The organism is Thioalkalivibrio sp. ALgr3, assembly GCF_000377325.1.
GTDB lineage: Bacteria > Pseudomonadota > Gammaproteobacteria > Ectothiorhodospirales > Ectothiorhodospiraceae > Thioalkalivibrio.
This window is the reverse complement of sequence record NZ_KB897985.1, coordinates 1-24,517: the sequence shown is the minus strand read 5'-3', so window position 1 is coordinate 24,517 and position 24,517 is coordinate 1. Positions and strand designations below refer to the sequence as shown.

Annotated in this window: 24 protein-coding genes and 1 tRNA gene; 7 read left to right on the top strand and 18 right to left on the bottom strand. The window is 68.4% G+C overall.

Annotation, left to right across the window (positions count from 1 at the left end; all coding sequences use genetic code 11):
• Positions 1-103: 103 nt before the first annotated feature.
• The gene (locus C998_RS0110300) at positions 104-496 is read left to right on the top strand and encodes a hypothetical protein (protein ID WP_018870784.1); all 393 of its coding nucleotides are present in this window, start codon (positions 104-106) and stop codon (positions 494-496) included.
• A gap of 134 nt (positions 497-630) precedes the next feature.
• Here the strand turns inward: C998_RS0110300 and C998_RS0110295 are convergent, their stop codons facing one another.
• Together C998_RS0110295 and C998_RS0110290 are read right to left on the bottom strand one after the other, a co-directional pair.
• Positions 631-1,848, bottom strand: coding sequence for an integrase arm-type DNA-binding domain-containing protein (locus C998_RS0110295; RefSeq protein ID WP_018870783.1), 1,218 nt, complete (start codon positions 1,846-1,848; stop codon positions 631-633).
• Between the two features lie 174 nt (positions 1,849-2,022).
• A tRNA-Arg gene (locus C998_RS0110290) sits at positions 2,023-2,099 on the bottom strand.
• 164 nt (positions 2,100-2,263) lie between these two features.
• Between C998_RS0110290 and C998_RS0110285 the strand changes: the two genes are divergently transcribed.
• Positions 2,264-2,596, top strand: a complete 333-nt coding sequence (locus tag C998_RS0110285) for a hypothetical protein (RefSeq protein WP_018870782.1) — start codon at positions 2,264-2,266, stop codon at positions 2,594-2,596.
• A gap of 9 nt (positions 2,597-2,605) precedes the next feature.
• Here the strand turns inward: C998_RS0110285 and C998_RS0110280 are convergent, their stop codons facing one another.
• Positions 2,606-3,307 (bottom strand): arylesterase, encoded by a 702-nt coding sequence (locus C998_RS0110280; protein WP_018870781.1) that lies wholly within the window; start codon positions 3,305-3,307, stop codon positions 2,606-2,608.
• On the opposite strand from C998_RS0110280, the gene C998_RS0110275 reads away from it, so the two are divergent.
• Positions 3,306-4,016, top strand: a complete 711-nt coding sequence (locus tag C998_RS0110275; RefSeq protein ID WP_018870780.1) for an ABC transporter ATP-binding protein — start codon at positions 3,306-3,308, stop codon at positions 4,014-4,016. The genes C998_RS0110280 and C998_RS0110275 overlap by 2 nt on opposite strands.
• Entirely contained in the window at positions 4,013-6,532 is a 2,520-nt protein-coding gene (locus C998_RS0110270; RefSeq protein WP_018870779.1) for an ABC transporter permease, read from the top strand. Before C998_RS0110275 ends, C998_RS0110270 begins: the two co-directional genes overlap by 4 nt.
• Positions 6,533-6,541: 9 nt before the next feature.
• Here C998_RS0110270 and C998_RS0110265 read toward each other — a convergent pair whose 3' ends face one another.
• Positions 6,542-7,420 (bottom strand): undecaprenyl-diphosphate phosphatase, encoded by an 879-nt coding sequence (locus tag C998_RS0110265; RefSeq protein ID WP_018870778.1) that lies wholly within the window; start codon positions 7,418-7,420, stop codon positions 6,542-6,544.
• A gap of 101 nt (positions 7,421-7,521) precedes the next feature.
• Here C998_RS0110265 and C998_RS0110260 point away from each other — a divergent pair, with 101 nt between their 5' ends.
• Complete coding sequence (locus C998_RS0110260; protein ID WP_018870777.1) at positions 7,522-9,210, top strand: ExeM/NucH family extracellular endonuclease; 1,689 nt, start codon at positions 7,522-7,524, stop codon at positions 9,208-9,210.
• Between the two features lie 8 nt (positions 9,211-9,218).
• Here the strand turns inward: C998_RS0110260 and C998_RS0110255 are convergent, their stop codons facing one another.
• The 9 genes from C998_RS0110255 to C998_RS0110215 form a co-directional block, all read right to left on the bottom strand.
• Complete coding sequence (locus tag C998_RS0110255; RefSeq protein ID WP_018870776.1) at positions 9,219-10,121, bottom strand: mechanosensitive ion channel family protein; 903 nt, start codon at positions 10,119-10,121, stop codon at positions 9,219-9,221.
• A gap of 9 nt (positions 10,122-10,130) precedes the next feature.
• Complete coding sequence (locus tag C998_RS0110250) at positions 10,131-10,943, bottom strand: hypothetical protein (protein WP_018870775.1); 813 nt, start codon at positions 10,941-10,943, stop codon at positions 10,131-10,133.
• 94 nt (positions 10,944-11,037) lie between these two features.
• Positions 11,038-12,117 (bottom strand): PA0069 family radical SAM protein, encoded by a 1,080-nt coding sequence (locus C998_RS0110245; RefSeq protein WP_018870774.1) that lies wholly within the window; start codon positions 12,115-12,117, stop codon positions 11,038-11,040.
• Complete coding sequence (locus C998_RS0110240) at positions 12,107-12,487, bottom strand: DUF1992 domain-containing protein (protein WP_018870773.1); 381 nt, start codon at positions 12,485-12,487, stop codon at positions 12,107-12,109. Before C998_RS0110240 ends, C998_RS0110245 begins: the two co-directional genes overlap by 11 nt.
• Positions 12,488-12,491: 4 nt before the next feature.
• Positions 12,492-12,977: a hypothetical protein gene (locus C998_RS0110235; RefSeq protein ID WP_026279570.1), complete on the bottom strand. Its 486-nt coding sequence runs from the start codon at positions 12,975-12,977 to the stop codon at positions 12,492-12,494.
• Positions 12,978-13,078: 101 nt separating this feature from the next.
• Complete coding sequence (gene pyrC, locus C998_RS0110230; RefSeq protein WP_018870771.1) at positions 13,079-14,113, bottom strand: dihydroorotase; 1,035 nt, start codon at positions 14,111-14,113, stop codon at positions 13,079-13,081.
• Between the two features lie 12 nt (positions 14,114-14,125).
• A complete protein-coding gene (locus C998_RS0110225) occupies positions 14,126-14,392 on the bottom strand; it encodes a DUF167 domain-containing protein (protein ID WP_018870770.1) in 267 nt (88 codons plus the stop codon).
• Between the two features lie 6 nt (positions 14,393-14,398).
• Positions 14,399-15,145, bottom strand: a complete 747-nt coding sequence (locus tag C998_RS0110220) for a class I SAM-dependent methyltransferase (RefSeq protein ID WP_018870769.1) — start codon at positions 15,143-15,145, stop codon at positions 14,399-14,401.
• A gap of 74 nt (positions 15,146-15,219) precedes the next feature.
• Positions 15,220-18,555 carry a bifunctional diguanylate cyclase/phosphodiesterase gene (locus C998_RS0110215; protein ID WP_018870768.1) on the bottom strand — a complete coding sequence of 1,112 codons (3,336 nt, stop codon included), beginning with the start codon at positions 18,553-18,555 and terminating at the stop codon, positions 15,220-15,222.
• 251 nt (positions 18,556-18,806) lie between these two features.
• Between C998_RS0110215 and C998_RS0110210 the strand changes: the two genes are divergently transcribed.
• Together C998_RS0110210 and C998_RS0110205 are read left to right on the top strand one after the other, a co-directional pair.
• Positions 18,807-19,031 carry a hypothetical protein gene (locus C998_RS0110210; protein ID WP_018870767.1) on the top strand — a complete coding sequence of 75 codons (225 nt, stop codon included), beginning with the start codon at positions 18,807-18,809 and terminating at the stop codon, positions 19,029-19,031.
• 28 nt (positions 19,032-19,059) lie between these two features.
• Positions 19,060-19,263, top strand: a complete 204-nt coding sequence (locus tag C998_RS0110205; RefSeq protein ID WP_018946123.1) for a hypothetical protein — start codon at positions 19,060-19,062, stop codon at positions 19,261-19,263.
• A 59-nt stretch (positions 19,264-19,322) separates the two neighbouring features.
• On the opposite strand, the gene C998_RS0110200 is transcribed toward C998_RS0110205, so the two are convergent.
• The 5 genes from C998_RS0110200 to C998_RS0110180 form a co-directional block, all read right to left on the bottom strand.
• Positions 19,323-21,398, bottom strand: coding sequence for a DUF1631 family protein (locus tag C998_RS0110200; protein WP_018870765.1), 2,076 nt, complete (start codon positions 21,396-21,398; stop codon positions 19,323-19,325).
• 31 nt (positions 21,399-21,429) lie between these two features.
• Positions 21,430-21,759: a non-heme iron oxygenase ferredoxin subunit gene (locus tag C998_RS0110195; protein WP_018870764.1), complete on the bottom strand. Its 330-nt coding sequence runs from the start codon at positions 21,757-21,759 to the stop codon at positions 21,430-21,432.
• A 36-nt stretch (positions 21,760-21,795) separates the two neighbouring features.
• Positions 21,796-22,125, bottom strand: a complete 330-nt coding sequence (locus C998_RS0110190) for a hypothetical protein (RefSeq protein ID WP_018870763.1) — start codon at positions 22,123-22,125, stop codon at positions 21,796-21,798.
• A 107-nt stretch (positions 22,126-22,232) separates the two neighbouring features.
• Positions 22,233-22,943, bottom strand: a complete 711-nt coding sequence (locus tag C998_RS0110185; protein WP_018870762.1) for a sensor histidine kinase KdpD — start codon at positions 22,941-22,943, stop codon at positions 22,233-22,235.
• Positions 22,940-24,208: a tetratricopeptide repeat-containing response regulator gene (locus tag C998_RS0110180; protein WP_018870761.1), complete on the bottom strand. Its 1,269-nt coding sequence runs from the start codon at positions 24,206-24,208 to the stop codon at positions 22,940-22,942. Before C998_RS0110180 ends, C998_RS0110185 begins: the two co-directional genes overlap by 4 nt.
• Positions 24,209-24,517: the final 309 nt, after the last annotated feature.

The window sequence follows — 24,517 nt, the reverse complement described above, 5'->3', positions numbered from 1 at the left end:
GAATCACTGATACCGAAGAAATCGACAGGTTGACGTCGTTTGGTACGGTAGCTCATGCAACCGATTTCGGTTGAGCGATAACCAAAGTATGAGGAGTATGACGATGAAGAAGATGATGATGACGCTGGCACTCCTGGTGCCAATGACCCTGGGCCTGACGGGATGCATGGATGACGCTGATGGGCCGGAGATCGACGCGAGTAACACCGATTCATTGATCCAGTCGACGGTCGTAGCGGCTACGTGGCTTGAGGAACAGGGCGAGCCAGAGAAGGGCAGAGAGTTGGATGAAGGGATGGTTCGGTTTCACGAAAAAGGAAAAGCGGAGAAGGTCGACGGAATGCAGGCCACGGAAGCCTGGGAGGTCGTGGGCGAAACGGGCCGGGAGAGTATCGACCGCAGGGAGCAGGCCCGAGAGGAAGAGCGCGAACGGACTCGTCAAAACCGCGAAGAAGCGGATGAAGCATTCAAGGATTTCTTCCAGCAGGAGGATTGAGGCTGTGGTCTCACCTGCTCGAACGGCGGCAACCATATAGGCGGTTGAAGGGCGGCACTCTAGGTGCCGCCTTTTTTGTTCCGGAATTCAACCGTGAATTATTCAAAGAATGGGTATTTCTTTGAGGCTAACAGTCACGCGCGTCTGAGTGGCACCACATTGCCTTGATCGTTCTCCCGAAGCTCATCGAGATAGTCCGCCCATGCGACCATCATTTTCCGGCGCTCGGGCAGCCGCGCACTCCGATTGTACGCTGCGGCCACCTGCGAGCGCTGCGCATGCGCAAGCTGAAGTTCAATCACCTCCGGCGGCCATCCCAGTTCATGTAGCAGCGTTGATGCCGTCGACCGGAAGCCATGCGGCGTCATCATGTCGGACGTGTACCCCAGATTCCGCAGCGCCGCCAGCAGGGTATTTTCCGAGATCGGTTTGCCGGGGCGCAGGCCCTCAAAAACGAGCCCAGAGGGACCGGTCATGGCATGCAGCCACTGAAGGCACTCGCGGGCTTGTTCGCTCAGCGGGACGATGTGCGGCCGCCGCATCTTCATTCGGCCGGCGGGGATACGCCACGTCCCTCCTTCCAGGTCGAATTCATCCCAGGTGGCCCCACGCAGCTCCCCGCTGCGTACAAACGTCAATGACAGCATACGCAAGGCGGCCCACGTTGCCGGTTGGCCGTCATAGTGGTCGATTGCGTGCAACAGATGTGTCAGTTCGCCAGGGGTCGTGATCGCGGCGCGGTGCTTTGTGGGGCTACTCGCGAGGGCACCCTTCAAATCCGCCGTGGGATCACGGTCCGCACGGCCGGTCGCGATGGCGTAGCGGAAGATTTGCCCGATCCGCTGCCGCAGGCGGTGCGCCGTTTCATGCTTCCCTTTAGACTCAGGCACACGCAGGGACCTCAGTACCTCTGGCGGCTCAATCTCTCGAATTGGGCGCTTCCCAAGTGCTGGCAAAATCCAGGTCTCGAGCCGGCGACGAGTCAGGCGCAGGGTTCCTTCTGCCAGCTCGCTGCGCTTCAGCTCTATCCACTCTTCCGCAAGCGCCTGGAAGGTATCCGCCTGCGCCTCTTGGTTGGCGCGCTTCACCTCCTGCGGGTCCTCACCACGGGCAAGTCGGGCCTTCGCTTCGTCCCGCGCCTTGCGTGCCTCCGCAAGGGACACCTGGGGGTACACGCCAAGCGCCAACAGCTTCTCCCGGCCATCGGCGGCGCGATATTTCAACCGCCAATAGCGGCCGGATGCCTGAATGTGGAGGTACAGGCCGCCGCCATCAAACAGCTTGCGGGGCCGCCCTTCGTACTTGGCGGCTGCCAGCGCGGCGGCAGTCAGCTTATTGGTTGGCTTGGGCATGGGGGTATCTTAGCAAGGTGAACAGGGCCAATCCGCCCTTGTACCCCCAAAAATACCCCCGAATGTGTGGAGCTGTCCATAGAAAGCGACGGACAAGCACGGACTGCACATTCTACTAACTAACTGTTTTTGGTTGTATTAATGGACGAATCAGGATGGCACAAGATGGAAATATGGCGTCCCCGGCAGGATTCGAACCTGCGACCTACCCCTTAGGAGGGGGTTGCTCTGTCCAGCTGAGCTACGGAGACGCGGGCGGGAAACCGGATTATACGCGTAGCAGACAGCATGTCGAAAACGCCGCCCGGTTCGCCTGCAAGCAGGCTCCTGCCATTCCGCTCGCATCGGGTGCGATTCAAACTTAACGGGGCGGCACGGGGTGGCGCCCCGCGCGCCGGCGAACTAATGTACGGTCATGGAGAAGCTGAACTCGGAGCAAACCGGCCGTCTGATCGATCTGCTGTGCCCGCTGGTAGGGGTGCGTGGCGAGGTGGACGGACATGTGGTTGAACTGGTCGACATCCTCGACGAGGGGCCGGGCGGTCAGCCGGGCATCGCGCTGATGGATGCCGGGGTGGACCGCAGCATCCAGACCAATCAGTACGGTGATCCGCTGTCGCGCCATTCCCGGGTGCGGACCCTGCCGTTGCTGAGCGAGGTGGAACCCGATCTGCATCCGGTGCTGCGCGCGCTGATCCCGGCCGAGGTGCTGCAGCGCTGCCGGGAGGAACTGCGCCCCGAAGACTGAACCGGTGCCTCAGTCCCGGTTGCCGTTCAGCGTTTCCCGGGCTTCGACCTGCTCCAGCAGCGGTTCCAGTTCCGGCCAGACATTCTCCAGCAGTTGCGGCTGCGCCTCGGCCGCCGGATGGATCCCGTCGTCATGCATCATCACCTCGTCGTCGGCCACGCCGTCCAGAAAGAACGGTTCGAAGGCCAGCTCGCGTTCTTCCGCCAGGTCCCGGAACACCGCCTCGAAGCGGTCCGTATACTGGGGACCGTAGTTGGGCGGGATGCGGATGCCCAGCAGCAGGGTCTGCGCGCCCGCGGCGTCGATGGCATCCAGCATGGCCTCGAGGTTCTCGCGCATGGCGGCGGGCGCCAGCCCGCGCAGGCCATCATTGCCGCCCAACTCGAGGATGACGACATCCGGCTCGACGCGTTCCAGCTCGTCCGGGAGGCGCTGCCGGCCGCCGGCCGTGGTCTCGCCGCTGATCGAGGCGTTGTGCACTCGCCAGCTGCCATCCCGCGCTTCGAGGCGATCTTCCAGCAGGGCCACCCAGCCTTCGTCCTCGCTCATGCCCCACGCCGCGCTGAGCGAATCGCCGAACACCAGCAGGCGATGGGTGTCGTCCTCCGGGGCCTTGTGGGCAGAATTCTCCTCCGGCGGGGAATTCGCGGCGAGCGGAAGACTCAACAGCAGGGCAAGATACCCAACGACCAGCAACGGGAAACGCGACATGGATGCATCCTCGCAAGCAGTACTGGAAGCCACGGACCTGCGCCAGCGGGTGGAGGGGCCCAGCGGCACGCTGGACATCCTTCGCGGCGTGTCCCTGGCGGTCAACCCGGGCGAGACGGTCGCCATCCTCGGCGCCTCCGGCTCGGGCAAGTCGACCCTTCTGGGTCTCCTCGCGGGTCTTGACGCCCCCAGTGGCGGAGAAGTTCGACTGCTGGGCCAGACGATCAGCGAACTGGACGAGGACGGCCGCGCGGCCCTGCGCGCCGGACGGGTCGGTTTCGTGTTCCAGTCGTTCCAGCTGCTGCCCGCCCTGACCGCACTGGAAAACGTCCTCCTGCCACTGGAGTTGAACCCGGAACACGGCCAGCAGCCGGCCGCTGAGCTGACCCGCCGCGCCCACGAGGCACTGGAGCGCGTGGGACTGACCGAACGCGCGCGCCACTATCCGCACCAGCTCTCCGGCGGCGAGCAGCAGCGCGTGGCGATCGCGCGCGCGATCGTCGACCGGCCGGCCATCCTGTTCGCCGACGAGCCCACCGGCAACCTCGACGGACGCACTGGCGAGCGCATCATCGAACACCTGTTTGCCCTCACCGACGATCCCGAACCCGGCCACGTCCCCGCTGCCCTGCTGCTGGTCACCCACGACCCCGAACTGGCGCAGCGCTGCGACCGCATCATCCGCATCCAGGACGGGGTCCTCGCATGACTCCGGCGGCCGGACTGCATCATCCGCTGCGTCAGCTGCGAGGATGGCTGCGGGGTACCCGTCAGGAGTGGCGTTCGGCCGAACTGCGGGTACTGGCCGCCGCCCTGGTGGTGGCAGTGGCCGCGGTAGCTGCCGTCGGCTTCTTCACCGACCGCGTCGACCGCGGCATGGCCGACGAGGCGGCCTCCCTGCTGGGCGGGGACCTGTCGGTGGTCGCGCGCGACCCGATCCCCGACGAGTGGGTGGAACAGGCCCGCGAGCGTAGACTGGAACAGGTGCGCACGGCCGCCCTGCCCTCGGTGCTGTTCGGTGCGGAGGACCGCTCGCGACTGAGCTCCCTGCGCGCGGTGGATCCCGACTGGCCGCTGGTGGGCGAGGCCCGCATCCGCGATGCCGAGGGCCGGGAACGGGCCGTCACCGAGGGACCGGAGTCCGGCGAGGCCTGGCTGGAGAGCAGCCTGCTGAACGACCTCGGTCTGGAACCGGGGGATACGGTCACCGTCGGCCGCCGGGACCTGGAGATCACTGCGGTCCTGACCCTGGAACCCGACCGCGGCAGTGCGCTCACCGATCTCGCACCGCGCCTGCTGCTCGCCTACCAGGACCTGGAATCGACCGAACTGATCGGCCCCGGCAGCCGCGTGCGCTACCAGTTCCACCTGCGCGGGGCGGACAGCGCGGTGGCCGGGTTCGAGCAGTGGCTGGAACCACGTCTGGAGGCCGGGCAGCGCATCCAGGGCCTGGAGGATGCCGATCCGGAGCTTCGCGCGGCGATCGAGCGCGCCGAGCGCTTCCTCGGCCTGGCGTCGCTGATGGCCGTGCTGCTGGCCGGGGCCGCGATCGCGGTGGCGGCGCACCACTTTGCCCAGCGCCGCGCCGACTCGGCGGCGATCATGCGCGCCCTGGGTGCCAGTGCGCGGCGGGTGCTGGCGGTGTATTTCGGGCGTGTGCTGCTGGTTGCCCTGATCGCCTCGCTGATCGGGCTGGCCATCGGCTTCGCCGCGCAGTTCGTGCTCGCCGCCCTGCTCGGGGACTGGCTGGACGCCGATCTGCCCGCACCCGGCCTGCGACCGGTCGTCGCCGGACTGGGCGTCGGCCTGATCACCGCCGCCGGCTTCGCCCTGCCGGCGATGCTGCGCATCGGACAGGTCCCGCCGCTGCGGGTGCTGCGCCGCGACATCGGCCTGCCCTCGGCCTCGGTGTGGCTGTCGGGCGGGCTGGCGGTGGCGGCCTTCGGCGCCCTGCTTTGGTGGCAGGCGGCCGATGCGCAGCTCGCCCTGTGGGTCCTGCTGGGCACGGCCGGGGCCCTGCTGATCCTCGGCCTGCTGGGGGCGGCCCTGGTCCTGGCGGTACGCCCGCTGCGTGACCGCGGCGGCATCGCGCTGCGTTTCGGCCTGGCCAATCTGGCGCGACGCGGCGGGCTCAGTGCAGTGCAGCTGGTGGCCTTCAGCGTGGGCATCCTCGCGCTGCTGCTGCTGGCGATCGTGCGCGTCGATCTGCTGGAGGCCTGGGATGCCAGCATCCCCGAGGATGCGCCCAACCACTTCTACGTGAACATCCAGCCGGGAGAGCAGGACCGGTTGGCCGAACGCATGGTCGAGGCCGGGCTGGAACGTCCGCAGATGGACCCGATGATCCGCGGCCGACTGGTCGCCATCAACGACCTGCCGGTGGGTCCCGAGGACTTCGACGACGAGCGCACCCGACGCCTGCTGGACCGCGAGTTCAACCTGTCCTACGCGGAACAGCCACCGGAGCACAACCCGGTGGTGGAAGGCCACTGGACCCTTGACCAGCCGGATTCCGACGGGCTCTCGGTGGAGGCCGGGCTGATGGAACGCCTGGGGCTGGAACTGGGCGACAGCCTGACCTTCCGCATCGGCGGACGCGCGGTGCGCGGGACCATCACGAACGTGCGCGAGGTCAACTGGGACAGCTTCCGGGTGAACTTCTTCGTCACCGGCGCTCCCGCCCTGCTGGGCGAGCAGCCGCGCACCTATATCACCGCGTTCCGCCTGCCGGAGGACATGCACGACGCCCAGAGCCGCTGGCTGCGCGATTTCCCGGCGGTCACCGCGATCGATGTCAGCGCGATCCTGGAGCGCGTGCGCGACATCATCGAACAGGCCACGCGCGCGGTCGAATACGTGTTCCTGTTCACCCTGGTGGCCGGGCTGACGGTGCTGTTCGCCGCGGTCCAGGCGACCCGCGACGTCCGCCGGCGCGAGGCCGCACTGCTGCGCACCCTGGGTGCTCGGCGCCGCGACATCCGTAACGCGCTGCTGGCCGAGTTCGGGACCCTCGGCTTTCTCGCCGGGCTGCTGGCGGCGATCATCGCCACCGCGATCGGGGCTCTGCTGGCCTGGCAGGTGTTCGACTTCGACTACCGCATCAACCCGATGACGTTCGTCTACGGGATCGGCGGCGGCACCCTGGGCATCGCGCTGGCCGGGTGGCTGGGAACCCGGCGGGTGCTGGATCAGGCACCGCTCACGGTGCTGCGCGGGCCGGAGTGACGCGGTGGTTCAGTGGCCGTACATCACGCCGGTATCGAGGAACCCGAACAGCACGAGGAAGGCCAGGATCCACACATAGATGGAGAACACCTTCAGGCTGGAGCGATAGAGGAAGAACAGCACCATCTTCAGCGACACCACGCCGACCACCGCAGAGACCACGAACCCGGTGATCAGCGCACTCCACGGCAGATCGCCCAGGCCGTCGTGGTTGAACACGTCCAGCGACTGCACGGCGGTGGCCGCGAGGATGGTCGGGATCGCGAGGAAGAAGCTGTATTCCGCCGCCCAGCGCCGCTTGAGCCCGCTGAACAGGCCAAACACGATGGTCATGCCGCTGCGGCTGAGCCCGGGCACCAGGGCAAAGCCCTGGGCCACGCCGATCACCGTCGCGATGCGCGGGTTCAGCTTGCGCAGCCCCAGCGGCCGCCGGCTCAGGCGGTCGGTCCACCACAGCAATACGCCGGTCAGGGTCAGGGTCCCGGCGATCAGCACCGGGTTGGCGAAGACGTGCTCGAAGGTCGCCTTGAGGGTGAAGCCCACTACGGCGGTCGCGGCCACCGACAGCACGCACAGCATCCCGAGGCGGAAGTACAGCATCTCGCGGCGCGCGTCGCCATGGCGCGAGGCCCACTGCCAGCTCTCGCGCACGATCCCGCCGGAGAGCTGCCACAGGCTGCGGCGGAACACGTAGACGATCGACACCAGTGTGCCCACGTGCACCACCAGATCGAACAGGATCATCTCCGGACTCTCCGGCGGCGGCAGCTCGTGCCCCTGACCAATGAGCCAGTGCTGGGTCAGTACCAGGTGCGCGGTTGAACTCACCGGCACGAACATGAAAATACCCTGTACGATTCCCAGCAGGGTCGCGATCCAGATCGCCATCGCCGTTCGCTCCTGTCCGCGGGCGGGGAAGGCGCCGCAGTATACGGAAATCACACGACGAAATCGCCGGGCGCCGTCACACGCCCGCCAGGGAAGAAACCATGCATGCACCGACCCGCCACACCCCGCGCGCCGCCACCGCCACCCTCATCCTGCTGCTGGCCCCGGTCCTGCCGGGGGCGGCCGCCGCCGACTGCCCCGCCCCACCGGCCGACGAACGCATGGCCCTCGACGAGCTGCGCGCCGGCGCGGTGGACGAGGATCAAACCGTGGTCGCCGAGGGCACGGTCAGCGGCGTGTTCCACGGCGAGGACGCGCTGGGCGGGTTCTATCTGCAGGACGATGCGACCGACCCGCCCACCGGGCTGTTCGTGTACGCCCCGGACCACGCGGACACCGACCTGCAGCCCGGCGACCGGGTGCAGGTCCATGCCCGTTTCGGCCGCCACCACGGCCGCCCGCAACTGTCCCAAGTGCAGGCACTGGAGCGCTGCCGGCGCGGCGAACCCCCGCAGGCCGTGACCCTGCGCCTGCCGGAAGACGCCGACCGGCTGGAGGCCCTGGAGGACGTGCGCGTGCGTTTCGACCAGACCCTGACCGTCACCGCCAATCGCGAACTGGCACGCTACGGCAGCCTCGACCTTGCCGCCGGCGGGCGCCTGCGCCACCCGGGCCAGACCGGGGCCTTCGGCGATCCGAATGCCGGGGACCGGGACGGGGACCGTCGCATCGTGCTGGACGACGGCAGCTACCGCGCCCGACCCGACCCGGTGCCGTATCTGGACGACACCGGCACCCGCCGCGTCGGCAGTCGGGTAGACGGCCTGACCGGCATCCTGACCCACGCCTTCGATACCCACCGCGTGCATCCGGTACAACCGCCGCAATGGGAGGGCGGGGAACGCCCCGACCCACCACCCGAGCCCGGCGACGACACCCTGCGCATCGCCACCGCGAATCTCGAGAACGACTTCGTCACCCTGGGCGAGCGCGGCGCGCAGGACCCCGCCGAACGCGAACGCCAGACCGCCAAGCTGGACGCCCAGCTCGCGGGCCTGGCGATGGACGTCCTCGCATTCGTGGAGCTGGAGAACCGCCCCGCCGCCGGCCGCGAGCTGCGCGAGCGGATGGATGCCCTGGACGAGCGCACGCACATGCGCAAGGCCGCACACCCCGACAGCGGGACCGACGCCATCCAGGTCGGCCTGCTCTACGACCGCGAACGGGTGGAACTGCTGGACACCGCGGCCGACGGGGACTCGGTCCACCACCGCCCCCCGCTGCTGGGCTGGTTCCGTTCACGCGACGGCGGTAAGCCCTTCGGCGTGGTGGCCGTGCACTTCAAGGCCAAGACCGGCTGTCCGGAGCACGGAGACATCGACCGCGGTCAGGGCTGCTGGAACCAGCGCCGCACCGAGCAGGCCGAGCGCCTGGCGGAGTGGATCGCCCGGCAGCGCGAGGCCAGACCGGACGACCCGCCGGTGATCATCGCCGGCGACCTCAACAGCTACGCCGCCGAAGACCCGCTGGCCGCCCTGCGCGCGGCCGGCAAGCAGGACCTGGTGGCCACGGATCCGGAGACCATCCACACCTACGTGTTCCGCGGCCGCTCGGGGCAACTCGATTACCTGCTCGGCCCGGAGGCGCTGGCCGCGCGGGTCGTGGCCGCAGACACCTGGGCGGTGAACGCCGACGAACCCGTGTTCCTCGGCTTCGACGGCGCGCATCCGGCCGACGGCCCCTGGCGCGCCTCCGACCACGACCCGGTGTGGCTCGACCTGCGCCCGTAGGCCGCCGGTCAACTATTATTACCGGGGGCATTGTCCACCGGCGGGACCTCGGGCCCGGGCGCCGGCTCGTCGCCGGAGACCACGCGCACCGGGAAGGGGGCGCCGGTCAGCGAACCCAGGGTGCGCTGCGGGAACGGGATCTCGATGCCGGCCTCGTCGAAGGCCTTTTTCACCGCGATGTGCATGCGATTGCGCAGGTCGAGGAAGTTTTCCCGCTTCGCCCAGACCGAGAACTGCAGTTTCAGTGCCGAGTCACCGAATTCGAGGAAGATGAACAGCGGGCGCGGCTCTTCCAGACACAGCGGTTCGCGATCGGCCACGTCCGTCAGGATCTCGCGCACCCGCAAGATGTCGGCGTTATAGGCGACGCCGATCTGCATGTCCAGGCGCCGGATCGGAAAGCGCGTGAGGTTGGTCAGCTGCGATTTCACCAGGGTCTCGTTGGGTACCCGCACCATCAGGTTCTCGAAGGTGCGCAGCTTGACCGACAGCATGTCGATTGACAGCACCTCGCCGGTCACGTCGCCCACCCGGACCACGTCGCCCACCGCGAACGGGCGCTCGCCGATCAGGAACAGGCCCGAGATCAGGTTGGAGGCGGAGGTCTGCGAGGCAAAGCCGATGGCCACCGTCAGGATGCCCGCGGCCCCCAGCAGTACGGTCAGGTCGAAGCCCAGCTCGCGCAGGGCCGATACCCCGGCCAGCACCAGCACCAGGTAGAAACCGATGCGTCGCACCAGCATCGCCTGCTGGGCGTCCAGATGGCGCCCCGCGACCCGGATCAGGGTGCGCGACACCACCCGCGCGAGCAGCAGCCCCACCCCCAGATAGATCGCCGCGCGGACCCAGGCGAGCACCGCGTCGGCGGTCATCAGCTCCACACTGCGCGCGATCCAGGAACCCTCTTCCATCTCGCCCCCCTACTGGAACAGTGCGCTGAACGCGCGCAGGCTGAAGCGGCTGCCACCCGATTCACGCGGTTCGGCCACCCGCCGCGCGCGGGGCGACTCGGCCGGAGGCCCCTCGCCCAGCTTGACCTCGGCCAGGTCCCGTTCGGGCTCGTGCTGTACCCGCACCGCCGAAGTCCACAGGCGGCCGCGCGCGTCCGCATACACCGGCAGGCGCGGCACCGGCAGCTTGATGCGCTCCAGCAGCAGTGTGTCGCGGGCGGCATTGTGCACCGTCAGCGGCGTCAGCACGCGATGGGCGCGCTCGGGCACGTCTTCGAGGGTCATGCGCGCCTGGGTGCGGCTGGCATAGCACAGCTCGCCCTCCACCGTGTTCGGGCCGAACCAGGTATCGGAGGCGGGATACGCGGGGAACTCGTGGAGCCGGGTCTCTCCCAGCCGCAGCTGCACCCAGGCGGGCGTGCTCACATACAGGGTGACCTCGCCGCCCGCGGGCACATGGAACGGTGCCTCCGGACGACTGACGACCGGCCGGTCGGCCAGGGCCACGGCCAGCGTGGCCGTCGCCCCGCCCGGGGTGCCGGCAAACCGTCGCTGCTCCGCCGGTTTCTCGGGCACCGGCTCGCGCGCCGGGATCTCGCGCCGGAAACCGCTTTCCTCCGGATCCCGCTCGCGCGCCAGCCACAGGTCCCACTCATCGGCGCAGCGTTTCAGCCACAGGTCCACCGGCCCGATCGCCCAGTACCCGGTGGTCCCGGGCGGCAGCTCCACCGGCCCCCACCAGCCGGCATCCTCACCGGAATTGGAATGTACGCGTACGCCCATGGGACCCCTCCCTCTCCGGGTCACTGTAGCGCGAAGCGGCGTGCCGCAGAAGCCGCCCGCCGCCCCGACCATTCCGCCGCACCGAATAACGGGCTCAGAACAGGTCCAGCTGCCGGTCGTCGGCCGGTCGCGCTGGCGCCGGCGGGCGAAACTGCGAGCAATCGAGATCCCCGGACCAGCGGTCCAGCCCGTGGCGGCGCCGCGCGAGGGCAAAGCGCTGTCCCAGCAGATCGGCCCAGGCCCCGGAGCCCCGCATGCGCTGCCCAAAGCTGGAATCGTAGACCCGCCCGCCATGCGCTTCGCGCAGGCGGGCCAGTACGTGCTCCGCCTTCAGCGGTTCGTGGGCCCGCAGCCACTCCTCGAACAACCCCGCCACCTCGCGCGGCAGGCGCAGCAGTACGTAGTCGGCCGACACCGCACCGGCCTCAGCCGCCGCCTCCAGCAGGTCCTCGGTCTCGCCATCGGTCAGCACCGGGATCAGCGGGGCCACCAGCACGCTCACCGGCACGCCCGCATCCGTCAGCCGCCGGATGGTCTCCAGGCGCCGCTGCGGGGCCGCCGCGCGCGGCTCCAGACGCCGGGACAGACCGCGATCGAGGGTGGTCAGGGACACCGCCACCTGCGCCAGCCCGGCGCGCCCCATCGGCCCCAGGAGATCGAGGTCGCGTTCCACCAGCGCCGACTTGGTGACGATGGACACCGGATGCGCGCTCTCCGTCAGCACCTCCAGCAGCTCGCGGGTGACCCGCAATTCCCGCTCCACCGGCTGGTAGGCATCGGTGTTGATGCCCAGCGCGACCGGTGACGGCCGGTAGTTGCGCGCACCCAGTTCGCGGCGCAGCACGGCCGCCGCGCCGGTCTTCACGTACAGCCGGCTCTCGAAGTCCAGTCCGGGCGACAGCCCCACATAGGCATGCGCCGGCCGCGCGAAACAGTAGGCGCAGCCATGTTCGCAGCCCCGATAGGGATTGATGGACAGGGTAAACGGGACATCCGGGGAGTCGTTGCGCACCAGCAGGCTGCGCGGCGTCTCCGGGGTCACTTCGGTGCGCAGCGCCGGGGCGGCTTCGTCGTCCCCGACCCAGCCGTCGTCCACGGGTTCGCGCTGCAGGGGTTCATAGCGGGCGGCCGGCCGGCTGGCGCTACCCCGGCCGCGCGGTGGCTCACTCGCCATCGAGCCTTGCGCACAGGGCCCGGAAATACCCGGACTCGGTGGCCAGCCCGGCATCGCCACCGGTGCGCCCGCGCTCGCGCGCCAGTCGGTCCAGCAGCACACGCAGACGGCGCGAATGGCGTTCCCGGCCCTCGGGGTCCTCGGCCTCGCGCAGCAGGGCCTCCACCGAGGCGATCTCGCCGCGCAGCCGGACCTCTTCCGGCACGTAGCCGGCGTTCTTCATGATGCGAAACGCCATGCGCATGTCTTCCGGCACGTCGCGGTCGTCATCCAGCTCCAGCGGCCGCCCGGCCCCGGGCAGATCATCAAACTCCCCGCGCCGCGCGGCATCGGCCAGCTGCGCCTCGATCTGCGCCTCGTTCAGCAACATGGCGTCAGACGGCACCGCCCTGCTGGGCGACCGGCAGCATCCACAGCGTCAGCGACAGCAGGATGGCCGTCAGGCTCACCCCGAAGATCGGCAGCATCATCACGCCGGCCAGTGGTTCACGCCGGAACAGCCGGATGCCCATGCCGCCCAGGCTGATCGCCCAGCCCACGGCCACGAAGAACGACAGGGCGTTGATCTCCCAGGTCCACAGGGCAATCAGGCCCAGCGGCAGGCCCAGGTTGAGTACCACCAGCCCCATCTCCTGAGAGCCCGCGGCCTTGCCGGCCGACAGGGCGTAGGCATAGGCAGCCCAGATCATCATCAGGCCGAAGCCCAGGGCACCGGCCGCGGGCGACTCCAGCGGGGCGCGCAGGATGGCCGCACCCGCCGGCTCCAGCTGCACGCCAAGCCCGATGATGGCCGCAGCCACCCCCAGGCTGATCAGCAGCCAGAACCAGAGGGTTCCGCGCTGCACTTCAGGTTCGGTCACACTGTCCCGCACGTTGACTCCTTGCGAAAACGCATTGAAAGGTTCTGGTCGGAGAGACCGCGCCAACCGCCCCGGGGTTCAAACCGGGGGCGGTGCGGACTTCACTCCGCCACCCGCCAGGCGACGGTCTCGCCCGCCCGCAGGGGTACACCCGGATCGTGTCCGAACAGGACCGCCTCGGGCACGGTCCATTCCGCGCGTTCCAGGGTGATGGTGCCGGTGTTGCGCGGCATGCCGTAAAAGTCCGCACCGTGATGGCTGGCGAAGCCCTCCAGGCGGTCCAGCGCGCCGGCCGCCGCGAAGGCCTCGGCGTACAGCTCGATGGCCGCATGCGCGGAATAGATGCCCGCGCAACCGCAGGCCGATTCCTTGGCGTGGCGCGGATGCGGTGCGGAATCGGTCCCGAGGAAGAAACGCGGGTGCCCGCTGGTCGCCGCCCGCACCAATGCTTCCCGGTGACGCTCGCGTTTGAGGATCGGCAGGCAGAAATGATGCGGCCGCATGCCGCCGGCAAACAGCGCGTTGCGGTTGTACAGCAGGTGCTGCGGGGTGATGGTCGCACCGACGTTGTCCGGCGCGGATTCCACGAAGGAGACCGCCGCCTCGGTCGTCACGTGTTCCAGCACGATGCGCAGCCCGGGGAAGTCTCGCACCAGGCCCTGCAGATGGCGTTCGATGAACACCGCCTCGCGGTCGAAGATGTCCACGTCCGGGTCGGTCACCTCGCCGTGGATCAAAAGCGGCAGCCCGGCCCGTTCCATCGCCTCGAACACCGGGTAGCAGCGGCGGATGTCGGTGACCCCGCTGGCGGAATGCGTGGTGGCCCCAGCGGGGTACAGCTTCACCGCATGGACAAAGCCGGATTGGCGCGCCGCATCGATCATCCCGGGCGTGGTCTCCTCGGTCAGATAGAGCGTCATCAGGGGCTCGAAGTCGGCCTCGTCCGGGAGTGCCGCGAGGATGCGGTCACGGTACGCGGCTGCCGCATCCACCGAGGTCACCGGGGGCTTGAGGTTCGGCATCACGATCGCCCGGCGAAAGCGCCGCACGGTGTCCGGCAACACCGAGGCGAGGATGTCCCCGTCGCGCAGATGCAGGTGCCAGTCGTCGGGACGGGTCAGCGTCAGGCGTTCCATCAGTAATCCTTGTCATCCAGCGAAATGTTCGCGCAGTGCGGCCTCGCCCCGGCCGTCGACCTCCACAGTCTTGTCGCGGCCGGTCTGGCCGCTCACCACCCGCACCGAATCCGCCGGCAGCCCCAGTTCGGCCGCCAGCAGGCGTTCGACGGCCCGGTTGGCGCGCCCCTTTTCCGGCGCGGCCCGGACTCGCAGTTTGAGGGCGTCGCCCATCCAGCCCACCACCGCATCCTCGCGGGCACCGGGGGAGACGCGCAGCTTCAGTCGGGCCAGGGCCACGCGGTATCAGGCCGGACGCGTGGCCATGTAGGCGGAGAAGACCCCCAGCTGCACTTCACGGTGGACGTCCTCGAAGCCCACCGATTCCAGCGTCTCCATGATCTCCTCCGGGGGCACGCACTGGTCAATGGTTTCCCAGAAATACCGCATCAGGGTATGCCCGTCCGGATCACGTGTCAGCACACGACTGAGAAACGGGATGAAATCGCGGAAGTAGAAACGGGCCATTACCATCTGCCGCTTCGTCCGCGGACGCGAGACCTCGAGGATCATGCAGCGACCGCCGGGCTTGAGCGCGCGAAAGTACTCCGCAAACGCCTCGCGCAGATCCCGAACGTGACGCAGACCGTAGCCCATGTACACGCGGTCGAACTGCTCGCTGGCGACGGGCAGATCCTCGGCCAGCCCCTGGATGAAGCGCGAATTCAGCTTGCCCCGCGCCACGTCGATCATCCCGCGCGAAGGATCCACGCAGGTGATGCGCTCATCGCCGGTGATCTTGCGGATCTCTTCGGCCACCGGGCCGGTCCCGGTCGCCACATCCAGGACCTCCATGTCCGGCTGCAGACCGGACTGCTTGAGCGAGTAGCGGCGATACGCCTGCCCCGTACCCAGAAAACCGAACCGCAGGATCCGGTCGTAGTAGGGCGCGGTGCGGTCGAACAGGTCGTCGACGAACGCGCGCTTGTTGCTTTCGTCCCCGTAATAGTCCTTGAGGACAGGATGCGGTTTCCGCTCCGGATCGGTTTCCATCGGTTCTGCTCTCCCCTGTGCCCGGTGCCGGGCCGGCCCAACAAGCCGCGAAGTGTACCAATTCCCGGCGCGCCTCACCCCCCCTGTTCGGAGGTGGTCAGAACGTCGCGCTCGAATTCCGCCACCGGTAGCGGCCGGCTGGCAAAGTAGCCCTGATAAAAATCGCAGCTCAGCGCACACAGCGCCTCCAGCTGTTCGGCGGTCTCCACGCCCTCGGCCACCACGGTCAGCCCCAGCCCGTGCGCCATTGCCACGATCGCGGTGGTGATCGACTGGTCATGCACGTCATCCTCGTGCACCACTCCGGCGATGCCGTCGACGAAGCTCTTGTCGATCTTGAGGGTGTCCACCGCAAAGCTCTTCAGCTGCGACAGCGAGGAATAGCCCGTGCCGAAGTCATCCACGGCGAAATGCACGCCCTGCCCCCGCAGCGATTCCAGGATGCGACGGGCCCGCTCGGCATCCGCCATCAGCGCGGACTCGGTGATCTCCAGCTCCAGGCATTCCGGCGGCAGCCCGTGCTCGTCCAGGGTGGCGGCGACCTGTTCATCCAGCGCCATCCGTCGGAACTGCAGCGCGGACACGTTCACCGCCAGCCGGATCGGAGGATAACCCGCGTCCAGCCAGGCCCGTCCCTGCCGGATCACCTCCTGCAGGACCCAGGCGCCCAGCTCCACGATCAGGCCGGTCTTCTCCGCGACCGGGATGAAACGACCGGGCGACACGCGCCCCAGCACCGGATCGTTCCAGCGCAGCAGGGCCTCGGCCCCGATGAGGCGCCCCGTCGCGATCTCGTACTGCGGCTGGTAATGGACCTCCAGGTGGTCATGCTCCATCGCGCGGCGCAGACGTGAGCTGAGATCGATGCGCTCGCGCGCCGCCTCGGTATAGGCGTCCGAGTAGTAACGATACGACCCGCGCCCCTCTTCCTTGGCGCGCGACAGCGCGGTGCCCGCCTGCTGCAGCAGCGCCTCGGGACCGGCCCCGTGATCCGGGAACAGCGCGATCCCGACGGTCGCCACCACCTCGACCTCGACTCCGTTGCCCAGGTCACAGGGCTCGGCCAGGTGGCGGATCATGGATTCGGCAATCATGCCGGCGTCGTCCGGGTGGGCCAGATTCTCCACCACCACCGCGAATTCGTCCCCGGCCAGCCGCGCCACGGTATCGGTTCCGCGGCGCTCGCGCTGCAGCCGGATGGCCGCGCTGCGCAGCAGGGCATCGCCGGCGGCGTGGCCGTGGCTGTCGTTGACGTCCTTGAAGCGGTCGAGATCCACGATCAGCAGCGCCAGCACCCCGTTGCGCCGCCGCATCAGCGAGATGCCATGGCCCAGACGTGCCAGCAGCAGGCGACGGTTGGGCAGCTCGGTCAGCGGATCATGATGCGCCAGGTAGTCCAGCTCCTCTTCCGAGGCCTTGATCCGCGAGATATCGGCGAACACCGACACGTAATGCGTGAGCCGGCCCTGCGGGTCGTGCACCGCCGTGATGCTCTGCAGCTCGGGGAACACCTCGCCGTTCTTGCGCCGATTCCAGATCTCCCCCTGCCAGTGCCCGTAGAGCTCCAGCTGGCGGAACATGTTCTGGTAGAAGGTGCGGTCATGCCGACCGGACTGGAACATCTTCGGCGTGCGCCCGATCACTTCGTCCTGGGTGTAGCCCATCAGCTCGGTGAACGCGCGGTTCACCGACAGGATGTGCGCCGTACTGTCGGTGATCACGACACCCTCGCGGGTGTTCTCGAACACCACCGACGCCAGGCGCCGGCGTTCCTCCTCCTCCCGGCGCCGGGTGATGTCCTCCACCGTGACCACGACACGGTCCAGGCTGCCGTCCGCGTGGCGAGTACACTTCAGCGAGAGGTGTGCCACCATCACGCTGCCATCCGCCCGCAGCAGGCGCTTTTCCACGTCATAGCCGTCGCGCCGGCCTTCACGCATCTCGCGATCCAGATCGGCACCCAGGGAACGGTCCTCGGGGTGCGCGAGTCGATCCCAGTCGAGCTTCGCCAGCTCCTCCGGCCGGTAGCCCAGCATGTCGCCGAGGCAGTCGTTGACGCGCTCCCAGCCCTGACCATCCGGCCCTGACACCGCCATGCCCACGAACGGCATGTCGAAGAACACCCGCAGCAGGCGGTCCTGTTCCGAATGCGACTGCATCAGCCGCAGGTTGCGCTGAAGCCATTGCTGACGCCCCACCAGCGCCCCGGCACCGGCCATCAGCAGCCAGACCAGCAACAGGGCTCCGCCGGTCCATGCCGCCTGCCGATGCGCCCCGGCCACCAGAGGCGCGCGGTCCCGCTTGACCACCACCGACCAGTCGTCGAGCTCCAGGCCACGCACCGCCACCAGGCGACCATCATCCTCCTCGCCCAGCGATCCGATCCGCACCGCCTCGCCGGAACCGCTGCGCAGCAGGCGGCTTTCCAGCTGCGCAAACTCCGCCGGGGGTTCCACGCGTCGGGCCGATTCACCGTCCAGTCGCATCACCACCGGCGCGCGATCGGATGGATGGCTGATCAGCCAGGTCGCAGCGTCCCCGTCTTCCAGGTCGATGGCGGCCCCGAGCAGCGGAGCCAGGCGATCCAGATCGGCGGAAAACAGCACCACCGCCAGCGGTTCCGAGTTGCGATCGGCGGGGTGATGCAAAGGCGCGGCCCAGTGCAGCCGGGTCGCCCCTTCGTCGTCCACGCTGTCCACGTGCGCCCGGCTGACGGCTCCGGTCTGCATCGCTTCCACGCGGGCCGCTCTGGCCGCGGCGCGCTGGAAGGACTCATCCCCCGCAACCAGCAGTTCCGCGTGTTCCTCCGCCCCCAGGATCGCCACGGAGCGATAACCGTAGGCCGTCCGGATCGCCTGCAGGCGGTTCTCCAGCGTGGTACGCGCGACCTCGGAGTCGTGGCGCTGCAGCGAGCGGACAAACGCGGTGAAACCGCGCGCATCCGCCAGGATTCGGGCATCTCCGGCGCGTTCCGCCATCCACCGATCGACCAGTCCGCCCTTGAGAAAGGCAGTGGCCCGCAGTTCTTCGCGCACCTGCTGATCCGCGGTGGCCTGAGCGATATGGAACGTGCCGAAGGCGACACCACCGACCGAACCGGCGACCGCCACCGCTAGGGCGACCCAGACCCAGGGCTGGCGACCGCGCAACAGTGTCAGACCGCCGCCGTTACGCGTCCGCGCGCCCCGACGGACCCCGAATGTCCGCATGGCCAGGTACAGCAGTCCGCCACTCACCCAGACGAAACCCAGGCCCTTCAGCAGACTGACCCGGGTCAGGCTCGCCTCGATCCCGAAGCTCCACATGAAGAGCATGTCGGACAGCGCGACCCACAGGGAGCCCGCCACGAGATAGCCGAGCGCGATCAGTGCGGCCGCGCTGAGTCGAAACACCGGGGCACGGGAAGACATCAACACCGGGCTCCGGCTGAAAGACAAGACACGTAAAGGAATCCCCTGTGTGAAAACCCCGGCTCTGCGGCCGGTTGAAGAATGGAAGCTTCCCCCTCGACAAGCCCCCCGGCTCGGACGCATGGTCTACGCTTGAATCAGGGGCTTCACGGGAACGGCATACGCCCTCGAGAATTTTACGCCCCCAATCCTGTCACAGTATTGAGCTGGATCAAGTCACCAACGTGCGACCATCCGAAAAGGAGCCGCCCATGGACGTCAAGAACGAGAACGGCATCGTCACGCTGACGCTGGACAAGAAAACGGCCAAAAGCATCACCGAAAACCTGACGGAACTGAACGGCGAGGTCCGCAACGGCGCCCGCGCGCTGTCTTCGGTTCTGCAGCAGGGCGTGTACGAGCTGGACAACGAGTTCCGCCAGCCGCCGCACGCATTCGACGAACATGCGCCGCGCCAGCCCTCGATCGAGGACTGAACCAGCGACTCAAACGGGAGGAATGATCATGAATCTGGTCAAGGCCGAAAACGGCGAAATCGTTATCCGCATGCCCGTCGCCGAAGCCTCGGATGCGCTGTACACCCTGCGCAACCGGGCCGACGACCTGGACGACTGCGAGGACCTGACCGAGGCCCTCGAAGCCGCCGGCGTACCCATGCCCGAAGAGGAAGACCACCGGCGCTACGAATACATGCCGCCGGTCGACTGACCCGCCGGTTACCCGGTTGCCGTGCGGGGCCGCCCCGCACGGCCGATTTCACGACCCCTTCAGCGAATCATTGCGTCCAGCGGGTTATCCTGCGGCAGGATCCGCATCCGGCCCTCGCGCAGCTCCTGTGCCACACCCTGCAGGCTGTGCCGTCGCGCACTCACCCCGTCAAGCGACACGAACAGGAATCGCCGCGTGGCCTCCCCCCGCCATACCAGCGCCATGCGCCGCGCCTCACCGGTGGTGCGATCGACCATCTCGTACCAGTCTCCCACCCGGGCGCGACTGGCCTCGAACACCCAGGCATCGTCCAGATCGGTGACCAGTTCGGGATCGTCGTCCTCGTAGCGCAGATGCCGCCGATGGCGGATCCGCTCTTGCGGGTCGAACGCCTCGGCGTCCGCCGTGGCCCGCATGCGCGCAAGATGCGCCCGGCCCAGCTGCTCGACGACCCGGCGCAGCCTTTGCGCCTCGACACCGGCCTGCTCGCCCGCCGCCTTGAGCTCTGCCACCCGCGGCTGGATCTCTGCCGGCGTCGCTCCGCGACAGATCGCTTCCACCACGCCGCGGATCGCCCGGCTCACCTCCTCGTCCTCGCCGCCGTCCGCCGCCAGCAGGTCTTCCCAGGCCGCCTCCACGGAATCCGCCGCCGTTTGTGGCAGGGAGGCCCCGGTCTCCAGCACGCAGACGGTCAGCGAACGCCGTGCGCGCGCCGCGCGTTCCTCGGCCTCGAAGGTCTCCGTGCGCGACTCCTGGCGCCGGTGCCAGCGCGCGTCTTCCTCCTCGATCGCGGCCAGCCAGTCCTCCAGCAGCGCGCGCGCACCCTCCCGGTCCATGCTGTCCGCCTCGTGACGCAGGCGCTCGACCGAGTCGCGGATGCGTTGCAGATAGGCGTTCACGCCTTCTTCGCCACCGTCTCCTTCGGCATCGTCCGCCTCCGGACTCACACGGATCCCGGTGTTGATCACGCTGCCGATCCACAGCCGCAGCGGATGGGAGCGATCCCGGAAGAACGACAGATCACGGATCACGACCCGCGCCAGCGCGAACTGCATGTCGGCGATTTCGGCCCGCACGCGCGGATTGAAACCGACCTGGCGGAAGATGTGGTCGAACATCCCCTGCAGCAGGTCGAGAATGAACGGCGTCAGATCTTCCTGACTGCGGGCCTGCTCCGCCGCGGCCGGGGCATTCCCGGAAGCGTCCCCCGCACCGGCATCCCCGTCCGGTCCGGCACCTGCGGGCGCACCCCCCGCTCCGGACGAGCGCGGGCCACTGCCGGTGGCCCGGGCCAGCTCCGCGGCCCAGCGGGCCCAGGCCTCGGGGGCATCCTCCGCTGACGGCATCTCCGGCCCGCCCCGGGCGGACAGCGGACCGAGATCGGCGTCCGGCGGCCGCACTTCGGAACGGCTCGCAGCGGCAGCCGGATAGGCCTGCCAGCTTGCCGAGCTTTCCCGCTCGCGCGCGCCGCCAGCCGCGGTGCCGGCTTCGGGCTCCTCGGTCACCAGGCCGCAGGCATCCACCGTTTCCACCACAAACGCCATCATCGGCGCACCGGAATCGCGCAGACAGCGCAGATAGCCCTGCATCAGGTCGAGAGTCAGCGCGGTGCGCCCGAAATACCGTTCCGCCGCCTCGATCAGTCGCTCGTACCAGTGCAGCGGCGACCACGGCGCCCAGTTGGGATGTTCGAAGCGCCGGTCCTCGCGCGCCGCCTGGACCAGCATGAAATACGAATACCGATTGTTCTCGCGCACCGAGCCCTCGAGCTGGTGGCGCAACGAACGCCGGCTCGACTGGTAGTCATCGAGGATGTGCAGGCCGGAATCTCCGCCTGCAAAGGCGATGCCCGAAAAATCGTAGTGCGGCGGGTACTCGGGGTTGCGCAGATCACCCGCCAGGGCGTCGCGGAACTCCTGCAGGATGGGCGTGGCATAGGCCCGCAGCTGCGCTGCCCACTCCAGTGCTTCGCCCTGCTCCTCGCGCCAGGTCGCCCCCTGCTCCCATTGTTCCAGCGTGGTGTTCAGGCAGGCTTCAAGATGATCGACCACCCGCGGGACGATGCCGGCCGCCAGCTCCTCGCGCTGAGTCGCCGACAGCCCCGCGAGGCCCTGCCAGTCGCCATCGGCGGTCATCGCCGCACCCGGGGCGCGCGATCGGACCGGTTCAAGCGTCGCCGCCGATCGGCTGACTGCCGACCTGGATCATCCCGTCCTGCACCCGCACCGGAAATGTCGGAATGGGGTCCTCGGCCGGCGGCGTGAGTGCCTCGCCGGTGTGCAGGTCGAATTCCGCGTCGTGCAGCGGGCAGGTGATGCAGTCGTCGTCGATCGTGCCGCCCGCGATGGGGAATTCTTCGTGCGAGCAGAGGTTCTCGAGGGCAAAGTAGCGGCCATCCACGTTGAACACCGCCACTTCGGTATCTCCGGCCTCGAGCAGCCGGTGGTCTCCGGGTTCAATCGAGCCTTCCGGCCCCACGTCGATCCATTCGCTCATGTGCGTCGTCCGCTCGTTGGTCAGTGGATGGCGTTGTCAGTGGCTGGCGTTGGCGGCGGCCGTCGCCTCCGCATTCACTTCGAGCGAACGGCCACTCTCGGGATCATACGAAAACCGGCCGACCAGGCGCACTTCCTCGCCCACGCGGTCGGCGACCGCCGCATCCGGCGAAATCGCAACACGGTTGCGCGGATGATCCTCGATCCAGTAATGCCGCGGATCATCGAAGGACTGGACGCGACCGGTCACCTCCACCATCTCGCCGTCAAACTCCGCTGCGGAGCTGCTCAGCTGATCCAGGGTCACCGGTGCCGTGGTCTCCCCGCCGCAGGCCACCAGCACCAGCCCCAGCAGCGCCCCGGCCAACGCCGGACCGGCATGACGAATCCATCCTGCTTGCATTGATTCTCTCGATTTGGCAGTCAAACAACAGGTTACCCGGCGCCCCGCAAAGGCGCCCGAAACCGCCGCCGCTACAGGGTTTCGGACGGCGGCAGCGCGGGCAGTCTCAGGGTAAAGCGCCCCCCGCCGAGATCCGAATCATTCGACAGCCGGACCGAGCCCGGCGCCCCGTCCGGTGCCGTGTGCAGCTCGGCGATCATCGCGCAGAAATACAGGCCCAGTCCGGTCCGCCCGGCGCCGCGCTCCAGCATCGCCTGATCCTCGGTGGTTCGCGAACCCAGCATGGGCCCCGGGAACCCGGGACCGTCGTCTTCCACCTGCAGCCACAGCTCGCCATCGCGCACCGCGGCCGACAGACGGATGCGAGCGTTGCAGTAACGCACGGTGTTGGTCACCACGTTCTCCAGCACCGCCGTCACCAGTTCCCGATCGAGCACCCATTCCAGGTCCTCGTCGCAGTCGATTTCGGCCGTCACCCCGCTGTGATCCATCAGTGGCTTGCTGGACGCCCAGTAGTCCTCCAGCAGTTCGATCACCAGCAGCGGGCGAAAACGCGGGGTGTAGAGCCCCTGCTGGTTGCGGTACAGCGTGAGCATCTGTACCAGGCTGTCGTGCACGCGATGGGCCTCGTACTGCAGTCGCGCGATGGTCTGCTCGTCGCAGTTGCACTCGCCGGTCTCCGGGTCCCGCAGCGCCTCCAGCGAATTCATCGCCATCCCCAGCGAGTTCTTCATGTCGTGGATGGAAATGGCGATGACGGTACCGAAATCGATGCTCTTCATGTCTCCCCCGGGCCGCCGTTCGATGTCCGCAGGCTCCGCGCGCGTTCGCCCTCACCTGCCTGCTCCAGCAGGTCCGGCAGCACCTCGCGCAGCGCCGGCGGCGGTGATCCGGCTGCCATGGCCGCATCCAGCTGGCCGAGCAACCCCGCGCGATCCACCGCCACACCGGCCAGCAGCAGGCGCAGACGCGTCACCACGACCCACCAGTGCACTTCCGGATGACCGCGGTAATCACTCTCCAGGCTCTGCAGTTTGGTCCGCGCCTCGCGGGTCGCCCCGCGCGCGATCAATGCCTCCAGTTGATACGCCATGTCACCCGGATGCGGTATCTGCATCTGGGTCGCCAGGGCCATCGCATGGCGCCAGGCACGCGCGGCGCGCTCGTATTCCCCCCGGGCCAGGGCCAGCCGCCCCAGCGCCCGCTGCCGCGCCAGCGACTTGGGCGAGCGTTCCGCCGCCGCGACCAGCACGTCCAGCGCCTCGCGCTCGCGGCCGGTGCGTTCCAGCACGAACGCCAGCCGGTCATGCGCCGGCATGTAATACGGCGTTGCCGCGATGGCCGTTCGATACGCCTCCTCGGCAGCCGCAAGGTCCCCCTCGGCTTCGGCCACCTCGCCCAGACGCACCTGTGCCCAGGGCGGCGTGGTCTCGCCCGTCACCGCACGGGCGGCCTCGGCCGCCACGCCCGGCTCGCCCTCGGCCAGGGCCAGATCGCTGCGCAGGCGCTGCAGGTCGGCGGCACGCCCCTCTCCTGCTTCCAGCATGCGTTCGGCCTCGGCCCGCGCCTGTGCGAACTCGCCACGACGCCAGTACGGATCCAGCGCGCGCAGCGGATCCCGCCGCCGCAGGGCGCGCTGCAGCCGCACCACCAGCAGTTCGCGGTTGAAGGGCTTGGACAGGTAGGCATCGGGGCCGCTCTCCAGCGCCCCCATGACCATCTCGTTGCTGTTCTCGGCGGTGACCATCACGAACACCGTGGCCGGCCCGACCCAGCCCTGTTCACGGGCCCGGTCCAGTACCTGCTGGCCGTCCGGCCCGTCACCCAGGTTGTAGTCGCACAGCACGATGTCGTAGCGACGCCGTTCCAGCTTGTCCAGCGCATCCACGCCATCATGCGCGAGATCGATGTCCTCGAAGCCGGAGGTCAGCAGCATCTCGCGCAGGGTCGCCCGCATATTGGCGAAATCGTCCACCACCAGCACCGCCAGGCGCGACAGCGGGCGCCCGGCAGAGCCGGCACGGGAAGGGGGAGCGGCGGTCGACATGCGCGCAGTGTGGCGCAGCCAACCGCCGAAACCAAGGGAAACACTGATCAATGTACACGCTCGCGTTGGCACCCCGGGTTTTCCGAGACAAGGCGCGGTACGCAGCCGGTAGTGGTTCTACCGGCAAGGGCCGCAACGCAGGATCGGGGAACCCGGGGTGCCAACCCCCACAAGTTATTAAATGCAGGGGCTCGGCCGCCCGTTGTTGATCAAAAACGGGCGCGCGCACGGCGTTGCGGCTCCCTTGTGCAGAATGACTGCACGGCGGTCGCCGCGCCTTGTTCGCACGCAAAAGCGACTCGAGCGCGA

Bases quoted from the DNA above. Each gene is read 5' to 3' on its own strand.
- C998_RS0110185 (WP_018870762.1), bottom strand. From the start codon at position 22,943: ATGAAGAGCATCGATTTCGGTACCGTCATCGCCATTTCCATCCACGAC.
- C998_RS0110275 (WP_018870780.1), top strand. From the start codon at position 3,306: ATGGATGCATCCTCGCAAGCAGTACTGGAAGCCACGGACCTGCGCCAG.
- C998_RS0110195 (WP_018870764.1), bottom strand. From the start codon at position 21,759: ATGAGCGAATGGATCGACGTGGGGCCGGAAGGCTCGATTGAACCCGGA.
- C998_RS0110285 (WP_018870782.1), top strand. From the start codon at position 2,264: ATGGAGAAGCTGAACTCGGAGCAAACCGGCCGTCTGATCGATCTGCTG.
- C998_RS0110245 (WP_018870774.1), bottom strand. From the start codon at position 12,117: ATGGCGAGTGAGCCACCGCGCGGCCGGGGTAGCGCCAGCCGGCCGGCC.
- C998_RS0110280 (WP_018870781.1), bottom strand. From the start codon at position 3,307: ATGTCGCGTTTCCCGTTGCTGGTCGTTGGGTATCTTGCCCTGCTGTTG.
- C998_RS0110205 (WP_018946123.1), top strand. From the start codon at position 19,060: ATGAATCTGGTCAAGGCCGAAAACGGCGAAATCGTTATCCGCATGCCC.
- C998_RS0110180 (WP_018870761.1), bottom strand. From the start codon at position 24,208: ATGTCGACCGCCGCTCCCCCTTCCCGTGCCGGCTCTGCCGGGCGCCCG.
- C998_RS0110220 (WP_018870769.1), bottom strand. From the start codon at position 15,145: ATGGAAACCGATCCGGAGCGGAAACCGCATCCTGTCCTCAAGGACTAT.
- C998_RS0110215 (WP_018870768.1), bottom strand. From the start codon at position 18,555: ATGTCTTCCCGTGCCCCGGTGTTTCGACTCAGCGCGGCCGCACTGATC.
- C998_RS0110200 (WP_018870765.1), bottom strand. From the start codon at position 21,398: ATGACCGCCGATGGCGACTGGCAGGGCCTCGCGGGGCTGTCGGCGACT.
- C998_RS0110295 (WP_018870783.1), bottom strand. From the start codon at position 1,848: ATGCCCAAGCCAACCAATAAGCTGACTGCCGCCGCGCTGGCAGCCGCC.
- C998_RS0110260 (WP_018870777.1), top strand. From the start codon at position 7,522: ATGCATGCACCGACCCGCCACACCCCGCGCGCCGCCACCGCCACCCTC.
- C998_RS0110255 (WP_018870776.1), bottom strand. From the start codon at position 10,121: ATGGAAGAGGGTTCCTGGATCGCGCGCAGTGTGGAGCTGATGACCGCC.
- C998_RS0110300 (WP_018870784.1), top strand. From the start codon at position 104: ATGAAGAAGATGATGATGACGCTGGCACTCCTGGTGCCAATGACCCTG.
- C998_RS0110250 (WP_018870775.1), bottom strand. From the start codon at position 10,943: ATGGGCGTACGCGTACATTCCAATTCCGGTGAGGATGCCGGCTGGTGG.
- pyrC (WP_018870771.1), bottom strand. From the start codon at position 14,113: ATGGAACGCCTGACGCTGACCCGTCCCGACGACTGGCACCTGCATCTG.
- C998_RS0110265 (WP_018870778.1), bottom strand. From the start codon at position 7,420: ATGGCGATCTGGATCGCGACCCTGCTGGGAATCGTACAGGGTATTTTC.
- C998_RS0110210 (WP_018870767.1), top strand. From the start codon at position 18,807: ATGGACGTCAAGAACGAGAACGGCATCGTCACGCTGACGCTGGACAAG.
- C998_RS0110270 (WP_018870779.1), top strand. From the start codon at position 4,013: ATGACTCCGGCGGCCGGACTGCATCATCCGCTGCGTCAGCTGCGAGGA.
- C998_RS0110240 (WP_018870773.1), bottom strand. From the start codon at position 12,487: ATGTTGCTGAACGAGGCGCAGATCGAGGCGCAGCTGGCCGATGCCGCG.